Raw genomic sequence first — 13,339 nt, forward strand, 5'->3', positions numbered from 1 at the left:
GACAGGAGACAGACGTGAAAGCCCAACTGACCCGCCAGACCTTTCTCGCCAGCCTCGCCTTCGCTGGCCTCGCTCTCGCGGCGGCGCCCGCTCTGGCCCAGTCCGCCGCGAAGATCGGCGCACCCGCCCCGGCCTTCGAGGCCGTGGATTCCAATGGCCAGACCCGCAAGCTTTCCGAATTCGCGGGCAAGACGGTGATCCTCGAATGGACCAATCATGACTGCCCCTATGTCCGGAAGCACTACAACAGCGCCACGATGCAGACGCTGCAGAAGGACATGGCGAAGGAAGGCGTCGTCTGGCTCTCGGTCATTTCCTCGCCGGTCGGCGAGCAGGGCCATGTCGACGGCGCCAGGGCCAACGAGCTGACCAAGAGCCGCGACGCCGCCCCGGCGGCCGTGCTGCTCGACCCCAACAGCAAGGTCGCCCGCGCCTATGGCGCGACCACGACGCCGCATATGTACATCATCGATGCCAAGGGCACGCTCGCCTATATGGGCGCGATCGACGACAAGCCCTCCGCCGGCGCGGCGAGCCTCCAGGGCGCCAAGAGCTATGTTCGCCAGGCGGTGGCCGAGCTCAAGGCCGGCAAGCCGGTCTCGGAGGCGAGCACCAAGGCCTATGGCTGCGCGGTGAAATACGCGCCGGTTTCCTGAGGGCTGACCCTAAGCGTCATGCCCGGGCTTGACCCGAGCATCTCGTCAACCAGTGCCTTTTCTTGGAAGAGATTCTCGGGTCTGCGCTTCGCTTCGCCCAAGAATGACGCCTCGCTAAACCCGCCCCAGCCGCACGCCCGTCTGGCTGTCGAAGACATGCACCCGGTCCGGATCGACCGTGATCCAGATGCGGCCGGCCTGAGCGGCGACCGCGTCGGTCGCCGCCTGCATCACGAAGGGCAGGCCGGCGAGCTGGCCGTGGAAGAGCTGCGTCGCGCCCAGCTCCTCGATGAACTCGACATCGAAGGGCAGCGATCCAGCTTCACCCTCGGAGGCGATCTCGACATCCTCGGGCCTTAAGCCTACCTCGACCGCCGTCTGCGCCGGCAGATCCTGGCGTAGGTCGCGTGCCTCCAGGATCGCATCGCCCAGCGCCACGATGCCGGGGCCGTCGATCGTGCCAGGCAGGATGTTCATCGGCGGCGAGCCGATGAAGGTCGCGACGAACTTGCTCGCCGGCTTCTTGTAGACGTCCGCCGGCAGGCCGATCTGCTCGACCTGGCCGCCATTCATGACGACCAGCTTGTCGGACAGCGTCATCGCCTCGACCTGGTCATGCGTGACGTAGATCGAGGTGACGCCGAGCGCCCGCTGCAGCTTCTTGATCTCGACGCGCATCTGCACGCGCAGCTTGGCGTCGAGGTTGGAGAGCGGCTCGTCGAACAGGAAGACCTGCGGCTTGCGCACGATGGCACGGCCCATCGCGACGCGCTGGCGCTGGCCGCCCGAGAGCTGCTTCGGCCGGCGCTCCAGCAGCCCCTCGATGGCGAGGATGCGCGCCGCTTCCTTCACCCGCCGGTCGATCTCGTCCTTGGGCGTGCCGCGGTTGCGCAGGCCATAGGCCATGTTGTCGTAGACGCTCATATGCGGGTAGAGCGCGTAGTTCTGGAACACCATCGCGATGTCGCGATCGGCCGGTCCGATCTCGTTGACGACGCGATCCCCGATCGAGACCTCGCCCGCCGAGATCGTCTCCAGTCCGGCGACCATGCGCAGAAGCGTGGATTTGCCGCAGCCGGAGGGGCCGACCAGCACGCAGAAGCCGCCATCGGGAATGTCGAAGGACACGCCCTTCACCGCCTCGACGCCGCCGGCGTAGATCTTCTTGACGTTGGTGAGTGTAACCTGGGCCATCGGCGACTTATTTCTCGGTTTCGACCAGGCCCTTCACGAAGAGCCTCTGCATCAGGACGACGACGAGCACCGGCGGCAGCATCGCCAGCATGGCCGTGGCCATGGCGAGCTGCCATTCGGTGAGCGCGTCGGAGGTGACGATCATCTTCTTGATGCCGATGACGATGGTCTGCATCGAGTCCTTCGTCGTGATCAGAAGCGGCCAGAGATACTGGTTCCAGCCATAGATGAACTGGATCACGAACAGCGCTGCGATGGTGGTGATCGAGAGCGGGACGACCGTGTCCTTGAAGAACTTGAACGGTCCGGCACCGTCGATCTTCGAGGCTTCCAGCAGCTCGTCGGGGATCGTCATGAAGAACTGGCGGAACAGCAGCGTGCCGGTCGCAGACGCGATCAGCGGGATCGCGAGGCCCTGATAGGTGTCGAGCATCCGCAGGTCCGAGACGACCTTGAAGGTCGGGAAGATGCGCACCTCGACGGGCAGCATCAGCGTCACGAAGATGATCCAGAAGGCCGCCATCCGGAAGGGGAAGCGGTAATAGACGATCGCATAGGCCGAGAGCACGGAGATGAAGATCTTCCCGATCGCGATCGCCATGGCCATGATGAAGGAGTTGAGCATCATCGTCGCCACCGGCTCGCGCGTCGTGCGCGCCGTCCCGACGAAGAGGATCTGGCCGTAATTTTCGAGGAAATGCGGCCCTGGCCAGAGCGGCAATTGCCCGTTGATGATGGTGGCGTTGTCCCAGGTCGAGGCGACGAAGGTCAGCCAGACCGGGAAGGCGACGATCAGCACGCCGATCGTCAGGATGACATAGGCGATCGCGTCGCCCAGGCGGCGGTCCTCGACCATCAGTAGCTGACCCTGCGCTCGATGAACTTGAACTGCACCGCCGTCATCGCGATGACCATGACCAGCAGCACGACCGACTGCGCCGCCGAGCCGCCGAGATTGGAGCCGCCCTTGCCGTCCGCATAGACCTTGTAGACCAGCGTCTCGGTCGCGCCCGAAGGCCCGCCCGCCGTCATCGTGTCGATGATGCCGAAGGTGTCGAAGAAGACGTAGACGATGTTGACGACGAGCAGGAAGAAGGTCGTCGGCGAGAGCAGCGGGAAGACGATCGTCCAGAAGCGCCGCATCGGCCGCGCACCGTCGATCACGGCGGCCTCGATCACGCTCTTGGGGATCGATTGCAGCCCCGCCAGGAAGAACAGGAAATTGTAGCTGATCTGCTTCCAGGTCGCCGCGAGGATGACGAGCAGCATCGCGTCATTGCCGTTCAGGCGCGGATTCCAGGCGATGCCGAGGCTCTGGAGGCCGCGCGCCAGCATGCCCAGCGACGGGTCGAACATGAAGATCCAGAGCACGCCGGCAATCGCGGGAGCGACGGCGTAGGGCCAGATCAGCAGGGTCTTGAAGATCTCGGCGCCGCGGATCGCCCGGTCCGCCATCACCGCGAAGAGCAGCGCCAGCGACAGCGAGAGGAAGCACACGGCCGTCGAGAAGATCACCGTGTTAACGAAGGCCTTGAGATAGCCCGGATCGCGGAACAGGGCCTGATAGTTCTCGAGCCAGACGAACTCGGTCGAGACGCCGAACGCATCCTCCAGCAGAAAGCTCTGCCAGATTGCCTGGCTGGCGGGCCAGTAGAAGAACACGATAGTGATGGCGAGCTGCGGCAACAGCAGCAGGGCCGGCACCGTGAGCCCGTTGAAATAGGCGTTCTTCTGCATGGCCTGTCCGAAAGAATCCGCCGCCCCGGCAGCCGGGGCGGCGGTGTCACGTGAGGATGAGGATCAGCGCGAGGCGGTGCGCTCGAACTGGCGCAGCGTCTGGTTGCCACGCTCGACGGCCGCGTCGAGCGCTGCCTTCGGCGTCTTCTGGCCGTTCAGGGCGGCCTCGAACTCCTCGGCCCAGATATCGCGGATCTGGACGAGGCTGCCGAAGCGCACCCCGCGGGAATTCGCCGTCGGCTCCTTGTTGGTCAGCTGCAGCAGCGGCGTCTCGAGGAAGGGCTTGTCCTTGTAGAAGCCGGACGCCTTGACCTTCTCATAGGCCGCCTTGGTGATCGGCAGATAGCCGGATTCCGTGTGCAGCTTCACCTGGCGGTCGACATCGGACAGGAAGGTGAAGAACTTGGCGACGCCCTTGTACTCGTCGGCCTTCTTGCCACCCATCACCCAGAGCGAAGCGCCGCCGATGATCGAGTTCTGCGGAGCACCCTGGACATCGGGGTAATACGGCATCGGCGCATTGCCCCACTCGAACTTGGCGTTCGCGCGGACGTTGCCGAAGAAGGCGGAGGAGGTCAGGAAGATCGGGCACTCGCCCGAGGTGAAGCGACCTTCGCCCGTGTTGGTGCGGCCCGAGTAATCATAGGTCTTGTCCTTCTGCATCTCGACCAGATTGGTCAGGTGCTTGAGGAAGACGCCCTTGTTGAAGACGAACTCGGTGTCGAAGCCTTCGAAGCCGTTGGCCTTCGTGCCGACCGGCTCGTTGTGCCAGGCGCCGAGCTGCTCGACATTCACCCAGGTCACCCAGGCGTTGGAGAAGCCGCACTTGTCGTAGCCGGCCGCCTTGAGCTTCTTGGCCGCGTCGAACACCTCCGGCCAGGTCTTGGGCGCCGCATCGGCGTTCAGCCCCGCCTTCTTGAACGCGTCCTTGTTGTACCACATCACCGTGGAGGACGAGTTGAAGGGGAAGGACAGCATCTCGCCCTTCGTGGTCGAGTAGTAGCCGGTGATCGCCGGCAGATAGGCCTTGGGGTCGAAGGTCTCGCCGGCGTCCTTCATCAGGTCCTGCACCGGCTTGATGGCACCCTTGGCCGACATCATCGTCGCGGTGCCGACCTCGAAGACCTGCATGATGTGCGGCGCATTGCCGGCGCGGAAGGCTGCAATGCCGGCGTTCAGCGTGTCGGCATAGGAGCCCTTATAGGTCGGAACGACCTTGAAGTCCTTCTGCGAGGCGTTGAACTCCTCGGCCAGCCGCACGACCACGTCGTTGTTGGCGCCGGTCATGGCATGCCACCACTGGATCTCGGTCTGCGCCAGCGCAGGCGCGGCGCCGCCGAGGACGAAGGCCGCGACGGACATCAGGATACGTGATTTCACGGTCATCTCTTTCTCCCTTCCGCCCTCGGTGGGCCGAGGCGGCTGTTCTTGTTGGTGCGCAAGCTAACATGAAGGCCGGGCGACGGTTCAATGACAAAATGATGACGGATGCAAGCGCGAGCGCTTTCGCCGCGCCTGGAGCTGGGTCTTGCACAATCCACCGGAAGACGCTGTTCTCCCGGACCCCACCGCCTTCCACGGATGCCTCCCATGCCCCGCCTGACGCTGACGCCCGAACGGACCCTGCCCGCAGACGCGCAGGCCGCGGCCTTACTGGGGCGCATCTGGCGCCCGGATGTCGGAGGGCCCGCGGTGGTCACGCTGCGCGACGGAAACGTGATCGACGTCACCCGCACCTTCCCGACCAGCCGCGATCTCTGCGAGGCTGCCGATCCCGCTGCCGCGCTGCGGGCCGGGCCGGGCGAGACCGTCGCGCCGCTCGCCGAAATCCTGGCGAACACGCCGCCGGATGGTCGCGACGCCGCGCGCCCCTGGCTGCTCTCCCCGCTCGATCTGCAGGTGGTGAAGGCCGCCGGCGTCACCTTCGCCGTCTCGATGCTGGAGCGTGTCATCGAGGAGAAGGCGCGCGGCAACCCGGCCGCCGCCGCCACCATCCGCGAGGAGATCGGCAGGCTGATCGGCGATGATCTCTCGAAGCTGAAGCCCGGCTCGCCCGAGGCGATGCATCTCAAGGATGTCCTCATCAAACAGGGGGCCTGGAGCCAGTATCTCGAGGTCGGCATCGGCCCCGATGCCGAGATCTTCACCAAGGCGCCGCCGATGTCCTCCGTCGGCACCGGTTTCGACGCCGGTCTGCATCCCGCCTCGACCTGGAACAATCCCGAGCCCGAGATCGTGCTCGTCGTCGCTTCCGACGGCCGCATCGTCGGTGCCACGCTCGGCAACGACGTCAATCTGCGCGATGTCGAGGGCCGTTCGGCCCTGCTCCTCGGCAAGGCCAAGGACAACAATGCCGCCGCCGCGGTCGGCCCCTTCATCCGCCTCTTCGATGCCGGCTTCACCCTGGACCATGTCCGCAACACGACCGTGACGCTCAAGGTCGAGGGCGAGGACGGCTTCGTGCTGGAAGGCTCCTCCTCGATCGCGAAGATCAGCCGCGATCCCGCCGATCTCGCGAGCCAGATGATCGGCCCGCATCACCAGTATCCGGACGGGGCGGCGCTCTATCTCGGCACCATGTTCGCGCCGATCAAGGATCGCGACACGCCCGGCGGTGGCTTCACCCACAAATACGGCGACGTGGTCACCATCGCGGCGCCCGAGCTCGGCGCGCTGGTCAACCGCATGAAGCGCACCGACCATTGCGAGCCCTGGACCTTCGGCACGTCGCATCTGATGCGCAGCCTGGCCAAGCGCGGGCTGCTGTGAGGCCAGGCGCCATCCTCGTCGTCGGCGAGGCGATCGGCGATTTCATCCCGCGCGACGCCGAGGGGCGCCGCTATGAGGCGGTGCTGGGCGGCTCCGGCTTCAACGCCGCCCTGGCCCTGGCCCGCTTCGGGGCGCATCCCGCCTATGCCGCCGCGCTCTCGGCCGACGCCCTCGGCCGGCGCTTTCGCGCCGCGCTGGCGGCGGAGGGAATCGACACGGCGCTGATCCGCGACAGCGCGCGCCCGACCGCCGTCGCCATCGTCTCCCCGCTGGGACCGGACGGTGTGCCGGAGTTCGCGCTCCATCTCGACCGCACGGCCCATGACGAGCCGGAGGGCACCCCGCGCGCGATGCCGGCGGGCTTTGTGCATCTGCATGCGGCCTCCTTCGGCGCGACCATCGGCCCCTCCGGAGACGCGACGGGCGATCTGGCGGCGAGTGCCCGCACGGGGGGGGCCACGATCAGCTACGACATCAACATCCGTGCGACCGTCCTGCCGGAGCGCGACCGCGCGCGTGCGCTGATCGAGGCGCGCATCGCCCAGGCCGATATCGTCAAGGCGAGCCTGGACGATATCGCCTGGCTCCATCCCGGCGAGCCGGCGGAGGCGGTGGCGAAACGCTGGCGGAATCTCGGCGCGCGTCTCGTGCTCGTTACCCGCGGGAGCGAGGGCGCGATCGGCTATGGCGCCGGCGAGCCGCTGGTGGCCACCGTTCCATCCGTGGTCGTGGCCGATACGGTCGGCGCGGGCGACACCTTCATCGGTGGCGTCCTGGCCGTGCTGGCCGCTCGTGGACGGCTCGGCCGCGGCTTCTCCGAAGCCTCGAGAGAAGTTCTGAGGGATGCGCTCGCCTTTGCCTGTGCGGTCGCCGCCGACAGCTGCACCCGCCCGGGCTGCGATCCGCCGCGCCGCCTCGCGACCTGACCGGAGCCGCCGATGCATCTCGCTTATCTCGACTATCACACCTGTGGCGAGCCGGTCCGGATCGTCACCGGCGGCTATCCGGTGCTGAAGGGGGCGACGATCCTCGAGAAGCGTCGCGACGCGCGCGAGAACCATGATCATCTGCGCCGGGCGATGATGCTGGAACCGCGCGGCCATGCCGGCATGTATGGCGTGATTCCGGTCGCGTCCTCGCATCCGGAGGCCGCCTTCGGCGTGCTCTTCACCCACAACGAGGGCTACTCGACCATGTGCGGCCACGCGACGATCGCGCTCGGCCGCTATGCGATCGAGCATGGGCTGGTGCCGGCGGCGGAGCCGGTCACCCGCTTCGCGATCGAGGCGCCCTGCGGTCTGCTCAGGCTCGAATGCACGGTGCGCGACGGCAAGGTGGACAGCGTCGTCTTCGAGAGCGTACCGGCCTTCGTCTTCGCGCGCGACCTCGCCGTCGCCCTGCCGGGCTATGGCGACATCGTCACCGACATCGCCTATGGCGGCGCCTTCTACTGCATCCTGCCGGCGTCGCGCTTCGGGCTCGATCTCTTCGAGACGCCGGTCACGGCGCTGACCGATGCTGCGGCGGCCCTGACCGACCATCTGCGCGCCAGCCTGCCGATCACGCATCCGAGCGAGCCCGATCTCGGCTTCCTCTACGGCACGATCATCACCGACGAGGCTCAGGCGCACGATGAGAGCTTCAACCTCTGCATCTTCGCGGAAGCGCAGATCGACCGTTCCCCGACCGGCTCGGGGGTCACGGCGCGCATGGCGCTGGACCATGCCAAAGGAGTGATCCAGACAGGGCGGACGCGCCGCTTCCGCAGCATCACCGGCGGCACCTTCACCGGCAGCGTGGTCGGTCCCGTCGCCGGTTTTGCGGACGGGGCTGTCACGGTCGCGGTCGGCGGCACCGGCCATTTCGCCGGGCAAGGCAGCTTCACCATCGAGGCCGGCGATCCGCTCGGCCATGGCTTCGCGCTCCCTACCCGCTTCGCCGAGATCGCCCGCGGTTAACCCAGACGGGAAACCAGTTCGAGCGATTCCGCTCGACCGACGGGCCGATTGCAGGCTGTTTCGCTGATCGTGGCAGTCTCCGGGTAAGGTTTTGTCGGCAGGCTGTCCGCTGCGGAAGTCGGAGGCGGCATGTCGATCGGAAATCTCGGGGCACCATCGGCGACGGCGACCCTCGGCGATCGGCTGGTGCGTCTCGCCGGTTCGCCCGGGCTGTGGATCGCCGCCTTCGCGCTCGCCGCCGTCGCTGCGATGGGCCTGAAGCTGCGCCTGCCGCTCGGCCCCAACGCCTGGGACACGGCCGTCTATCTCGATGCGGTCCAGCGCATCCGCATGGGGCAGGTGCCGAGCCTCGACTTCTTCGCGCCCGTCGGGCCGCTCGGCTATTACGGCGCCGCGCTGCTGGATCGGCTGTTCCCGCAGGCGCAGCCGATGCTGCTGGTGAACTGGGCTCTGCTGCCGGTCCTGCTGCCTCTCGCCGGGATCCTGGCCGCGTCGGTCTCGGCCCGCTCGCGCTCGCTCGCTCTGGCGCTGATCCTGCCGCTGCTGCTCTTCGCCGCGCTGCCGATCAATCTCCACGGCCTCTATCCGATGCCGGGCTTCGACGGCTACGGCCACTACAACCGCCATGTCGCGCTGCTGCTCTACGCGCTGATCGCGACGCTGCTCTTCGTGCCGCGCGGGCGCCTCGCGACAGGGCTCGTCGCGGCCCTGATGTTGACGCTGTTCCTGGTAAAGATCACCGGCGCCGTCACCGGCGCCCTGCTGGTCGGCTATGCGATCCTGGCCGGCCGCCTGCGTCTGCGCGACGCCGTGCTGGCGGCGGGGATCGTTCTGGTTGCGCTCGGCCTGCTCGACCTCGCGACCGGGATCGTGCGCGCCTATCTCGCCGACATCCTCGCTCTGCTTGCCCTCAACACCGGCGCGCTGCTGCCGCGCTTCCTCACCGTCGCCTCGGTCAAGTTCAACGTCGTCGGCCCCTGCTTGCTGCTCATGGGCGCGCTGGCCCTGGCCGCCTGGCGGGAAGGCCTGTCGCTCTCGCTCGACGGTCTGCGCCGGCTCGCCGCCTCAAATCTCGGCTGGCTCGCCGCCGCTTTCCTGGCACTGACCTTCTTCGAGACGCAGAACACCGGCTCGCTCGAATATATCGGCCTCTGGCCGATCCTGCTGCTCATCCTCCTCGATTGGCGGAGCCGGTCCGACCGGCTGCGCCCGGTCGCGCTGGTGCTGGCGCTCGCCGTCGCACTGCCGAGCGCGGTGATCGTGGTCGAGCGCAGCGCGCGGGCGATGCTCGGCGCGGCCGGCCATGTCGCGCTCGACGCGCCCGAGCTCGGCCCGCTCGGCCGCGTCAGCCTCAAGCCCGAGACCGCGCAGCGCGCGGCGATCATGCTCGACCACTATGCCAAACATCCGGAGCCTTACCGGGATCTCGCGGCCCGGGGGCTCGGCCCCTCGGCGATCCTCTATTCCGAGATCGACTACCAGGCGACCTGGCTGCTCGAGGTCCGTCAGGGACTCGTCGCGCTGCGCGCCTGGGAGGCCGCCAATGGGCGCCGGCTCAACGGCATCCTGACGCTCGACTTCGTCGATCCCTTCAACAGGCTGCTGGACCGGGAGCCGCCGCGCCATGTCCCGATCGGCATGGACCCCGGCCGCAGCACGCCGGCGCTGGCGCCGGAGACGCTGGCCGAACTCGCCCGCACCGATGCGATCATGGCGCCGAAATGTCCCGCGACGGGAGCCCGCGACGCCATCCGCGCTCATTTCGCCGAGGCGCTGCGCGGGCGCCGGCTGGTCGCCTTGTCGCCCTGCTGGGACCTGTATCTGAAGGACTGAGCCGGCTTGCTCAGCCCGCCGTTTGCCCGGCCTCCCAGCCGAGGATGGCGCGCTTGCGCGTCAGCCCCCAGTGATAGCCGGTCAGGGCCCCGGATTTCCCGATGACGCGATGGCAGGGCACGACGAAGGAGATCGGGTTCTTGCCCACCGCCATCCCGACGGCGCGCGAGGCGCTCGGCTTGCCGATATGGCAGGCGACATCGCCATAAGTCGTGGCGCGGCCGACCGGAATCTTCAGCAGAGTCTGCCAGACCCGGACCTCGAAATCCGTCCCGATCAGCACGACGCGCAACGGCGTCTCCGCCGACCACGCCTTCGGATCGAAGATGCGCGCGGCATAGGGCGCCGTCGCCTGCGGGTCGAAGTGATAATGCGCATGCGGCCAGCGTCGCATCATGTCCGCCAGCGCCTCCGCCCGTCCGCCGACGACCTTGCCGCCGTCGAGCCCGTCGGAAACCCAGCCCAGCCCGGCCAGGCCGCGCGGCGTCGTCACGATCAGCGCCTCGCCGAAGGGGGAGGGATGGAAGCCATAGGACAGGTTCAGCCCGCCGCCGCCGGCCTTCCACTCGCCCGGCGACATCGCCTCATGGGTGACGAAGAGATCGTGCAGCCGCCCCGGCCCCGACAGCCCGACCTCGAGCGCGGTGTCGAGCACGCTGGCCGAGGCGCCGAGCAGATTCTTGGCATGGTCGAGCGTGATCGCCTGCAGAAAGGCCTTGGGCGTCAGCCCGCACCAGCGCCGGAACAGGTGGTGGATGTCGGTCGGCGTCGCACCGGCGGCGCCCGCGATCGTCTCGATCGTCGGCTGGGCGCGCCAGTTCTCGGTGATGTAGGCCAGCACACGGCGCACCGTGTCGTAGTCGGAGCCCGGCGCGACGGAGGCGAACTCGGCCGCCGCCGGCATCGCGTCGGCTGCGCGCGCCAGCACCGCGTCGGAGAACCGGGTCGGCTTCATCGCCGCGAGCTTTTGCAGGGGAGCGTTCATCGCCGTTACCTTCGCCTCATCGATCATGCGGCGACACTAGGAGCGCCCGCAGCCGCCCTCCACCCGAAAGCTGGCAGGGCGGAACTCCAGTGGGACGAAATCGATCAGGGCCGCTGCGCGTCCTTGTAATCCGGCCCCCGCCGCGCCGTCGCCAGCGCCCGTCCGAGAGCGTCGGCGAAGCCTTCTCGCTCGCCTGGCGAAAGGGCCGAAGCGACGGCGACGCGCCGCCCTCTGGACACCAGGTCGAGCCCGAGCAGGCCGTAATCCTCGTCGGTCTGGCGCTCCAGCTTCGTCCAGGCCGGGTTGGAGCGCCAAATGGCTTCCTGACCGTGATGCGAGACCTTCCGCAGCCGCACCTCGATCGGGGTCACGACGATGCGCTCGAAGGCGCGCGCATGCCGGAAGTTGACCTGGAATGCGATGAAGAGCGCGACGACGTCGAGCCCCATGAAGCCAGCTACCGGCCAGGCGCCCAGCACCATGAAGGGGATCGAGGAGGCGATGGCGGCGAGGCACACCAGCGTCATCACGATGCGGAAGGCGTTGCGGTCAAGCGAGCGGTGCGGCGTGATCGTGGCGTCGAAGACCGGCCGCTCGGCCCGCGCCGAGGCGTCCTCATCCGCTGCGGTGGCATGGCGCTTGCCGAGGTCCATGGCGCGACTATAACGCCCGCATGACGCAGGAGAACAGGGCCAAGCCTGGGCCAAAGCGCCGCGCTGCCGCTGCGCCGCGGATCACGAAACCGCGCGCGCGCAGCGCCGCCGGCGTGCGCGAGATCTTCGCGCGTTTCGAGGCCGCCAACCCCGAGCCCAAGGGCGAGCTCGACTACGTCAATCCCTTCACCCTGCTGGTCGCGGTCGTGCTCTCGGCGCAGGCGACCGATGTCGGCGTGAACAAGGCGACGCGGCGGCTGTTCGAGATCGCCGATACGCCGCAGAAGATGCTGGCACTCGGCGAGGATGCCGTGCGCGACCATGTCCGCACCATCGGCCTGTTCCGCACCAAGGCGAAGAACGTCATCGCGCTCTGCGAGAAGCTGATCGCGGAGTTCGGCGGCGAGGTGCCGATGACGCGCGAGGCGTTGGAGAGCCTGCCGGGCGTCGGCCGCAAGACGGCCAATGTCGTGCTCAACATCGCCTTCGGCCAGATCACCCACGCCGTCGACACCCATGTCTTCCGCGTCGCCAACCGGTTGCGGATCGCGCCCGGAAAAAACGTGCTGCAGGTCGAGATGGGGCTGGAGAAGGCGGTGCCGGCCGCCTATGGCCGCCACGCACATCACTGGCTGATCCTGCACGGCCGCTACACCTGCAAGGCGCTGCGGCCCGAATGCGGGCGCTGCATCCAGTTCGATCTCTGCGACTCGGCCGACAAGCGCATCGGCTGATCGGCCGCCTCACTGGCTGGTCGTGGTGCAGTTGCCGTTGACGCAGGTGGTCGTCACCGTCTTGCAGACGCCGTTGACGCATTCGCGGCGGGACTGGGTCGTCGTCCGGCCCTGCTGCTGGGTCGACTGCGTCGGGATCGTCAGCGACGGCGCCGGGCGCATCGGCGTCGGCTGGATCCGGGCCGGCTGAAAGGTCGTGTTGGGGATCTGCACCGTCGGCGTCATCGGCGCGGGGCGGGGCGGGCCGGGCGGGTTGGCGCGGCCGCTGATCGCGGCCGCCATCGCCGCATCGGCCTGGCGACGGTCCGCCCGGTAGCGGGCCTCGGCCTGGAGGTCGGCGTCCGGCACCGGCTGGCCGAGCCGCGCCAGCGCCTCGGCCGCCTGAAGGCTGCCCCAGCGCGCGCCCTGCGTGTAGTAGAAGAGGTAGAGGTTTTCGTCCTTCGCGAAGCCGGCGATGCCGAGTTCGTGGCAGCGCCCCGTGGCGAACAGGTTCGAGCCGGAGTTCGCGGCCAGCGACTTGGCCGCCGCGCACCATTCCGGCGAATAGGCCGGTGCCGAGGACAGCGTCAGCTGCGGCGTCGCCTGGCAGGCCCCGAGCAGGGCGGCGCCGAACAGGGCGGCGGGGAGGCGGAGATCGCGAAAGCGGCTGAAGCTGACCATGGTAAAGAGCCCGCGGAATGTATCGTCCTGTTTCTAGCGTCTCCCGGATGGGCGACAAGGTTCAAAACCTGCACACATTTCCTGGTCGCAAGGTGGGGGCGGCGGCTCGCCCGGCCCCCGCGGCACCCGTGCGCCGCGCCATGATCGTGCCCGCATCGGC

Annotated in this window: 13 protein-coding genes; 6 read left to right on the forward strand and 7 right to left on the reverse strand. The window is 67.9% G+C overall.

The features are described from left to right. The first annotated feature begins 14 nt into the window (after window positions 1-14). Window positions 15-656 carry a thioredoxin family protein gene (locus tag AX750_RS07890; protein ID WP_066718253.1) on the forward strand — a complete coding sequence of 214 codons (642 nt, stop codon included), beginning with the start codon at window positions 15-17 and terminating at the stop codon, window positions 654-656. A 114-nt stretch (window positions 657-770) separates the two neighbouring features. Here the strand turns inward: AX750_RS07890 and AX750_RS07895 are convergent, their stop codons facing one another. From AX750_RS07895 to ugpB, 4 genes are all read right to left on the reverse strand, one after another. After that, entirely contained in the window at window positions 771-1,850 is a 1,080-nt protein-coding gene (locus AX750_RS07895) for a sn-glycerol-3-phosphate import ATP-binding protein UgpC (protein ID WP_066718256.1), read from the reverse strand. Window positions 1,851-1,857: 7 nt separating this feature from the next. Further along, the gene (gene ugpE, locus AX750_RS07900; RefSeq protein ID WP_067253851.1) at window positions 1,858-2,706 is read right to left on the reverse strand and encodes a sn-glycerol-3-phosphate ABC transporter permease UgpE; all 849 of its coding nucleotides are present in this window, start codon (window positions 2,704-2,706) and stop codon (window positions 1,858-1,860) included. Continuing rightward, window positions 2,706-3,587 (reverse strand): sn-glycerol-3-phosphate ABC transporter permease UgpA, encoded by an 882-nt coding sequence (ugpA, locus tag AX750_RS07905; protein WP_066716297.1) that lies wholly within the window; start codon window positions 3,585-3,587, stop codon window positions 2,706-2,708. The genes ugpE and ugpA overlap by 1 nt, the downstream gene beginning before the upstream one ends. A gap of 63 nt (window positions 3,588-3,650) precedes the next feature. Further along, the gene (gene ugpB, locus AX750_RS07910; RefSeq protein WP_066716295.1) at window positions 3,651-4,973 is read right to left on the reverse strand and encodes a sn-glycerol-3-phosphate ABC transporter substrate-binding protein UgpB; all 1,323 of its coding nucleotides are present in this window, start codon (window positions 4,971-4,973) and stop codon (window positions 3,651-3,653) included. A gap of 204 nt (window positions 4,974-5,177) precedes the next feature. On the opposite strand from ugpB, the gene AX750_RS07915 reads away from it, so the two are divergent. From AX750_RS07915 to AX750_RS07930, 4 genes are all read left to right on the forward strand, one after another. Beyond that, window positions 5,178-6,356 carry a fumarylacetoacetate hydrolase family protein gene (locus AX750_RS07915; RefSeq protein WP_066716290.1) on the forward strand — a complete coding sequence of 393 codons (1,179 nt, stop codon included), beginning with the start codon at window positions 5,178-5,180 and terminating at the stop codon, window positions 6,354-6,356. Beyond that, window positions 6,353-7,282: a PfkB family carbohydrate kinase gene (locus tag AX750_RS07920; RefSeq protein WP_066716288.1), complete on the forward strand. Its 930-nt coding sequence runs from the start codon at window positions 6,353-6,355 to the stop codon at window positions 7,280-7,282. Before AX750_RS07915 ends, AX750_RS07920 begins: the two co-directional genes overlap by 4 nt. A 12-nt stretch (window positions 7,283-7,294) precedes the next feature. Next, window positions 7,295-8,314 (forward strand): proline racemase family protein, encoded by a 1,020-nt coding sequence (locus tag AX750_RS07925; protein WP_066716286.1) that lies wholly within the window; start codon window positions 7,295-7,297, stop codon window positions 8,312-8,314. A 129-nt stretch (window positions 8,315-8,443) separates the two neighbouring features. Beyond that, window positions 8,444-10,147: a hypothetical protein gene (locus tag AX750_RS07930; protein ID WP_066716284.1), complete on the forward strand. Its 1,704-nt coding sequence runs from the start codon at window positions 8,444-8,446 to the stop codon at window positions 10,145-10,147. Window positions 10,148-10,157: 10 nt separating this feature from the next. Here the strand turns inward: AX750_RS07930 and AX750_RS07935 are convergent, their stop codons facing one another. Continuing rightward, window positions 10,158-11,051, reverse strand: a complete 894-nt coding sequence (locus AX750_RS07935; protein WP_066716321.1) for a bifunctional helix-turn-helix domain-containing protein/methylated-DNA--[protein]-cysteine S-methyltransferase — start codon at window positions 11,049-11,051, stop codon at window positions 10,158-10,160. A 185-nt stretch (window positions 11,052-11,236) separates the two neighbouring features. Continuing rightward, complete coding sequence (locus AX750_RS07940; RefSeq protein WP_066716279.1) at window positions 11,237-11,785, reverse strand: DUF2244 domain-containing protein; 549 nt, start codon at window positions 11,783-11,785, stop codon at window positions 11,237-11,239. 20 nt (window positions 11,786-11,805) lie between these two features. On the opposite strand from AX750_RS07940, the gene nth reads away from it, so the two are divergent. Further along, entirely contained in the window at window positions 11,806-12,519 is a 714-nt protein-coding gene (gene nth, locus AX750_RS07945; RefSeq protein WP_066716277.1) for an endonuclease III, read from the forward strand. A gap of 9 nt (window positions 12,520-12,528) precedes the next feature. Here the strand turns inward: nth and AX750_RS07950 are convergent, their stop codons facing one another. Next, the gene (locus AX750_RS07950; protein WP_066716276.1) at window positions 12,529-13,179 is read right to left on the reverse strand and encodes a hypothetical protein; all 651 of its coding nucleotides are present in this window, start codon (window positions 13,177-13,179) and stop codon (window positions 12,529-12,531) included. Between the last annotated feature and the right edge of the window lie 160 nt (window positions 13,180-13,339).

Origin of the sequence: Methylobacterium sp. CCH7-A2 (genome assembly GCF_001557075.1) — a bacterium.
GTDB classification, from domain to species: domain Bacteria; phylum Pseudomonadota; class Alphaproteobacteria; order Rhizobiales; family Beijerinckiaceae; genus Allobosea; species Allobosea massiliensis.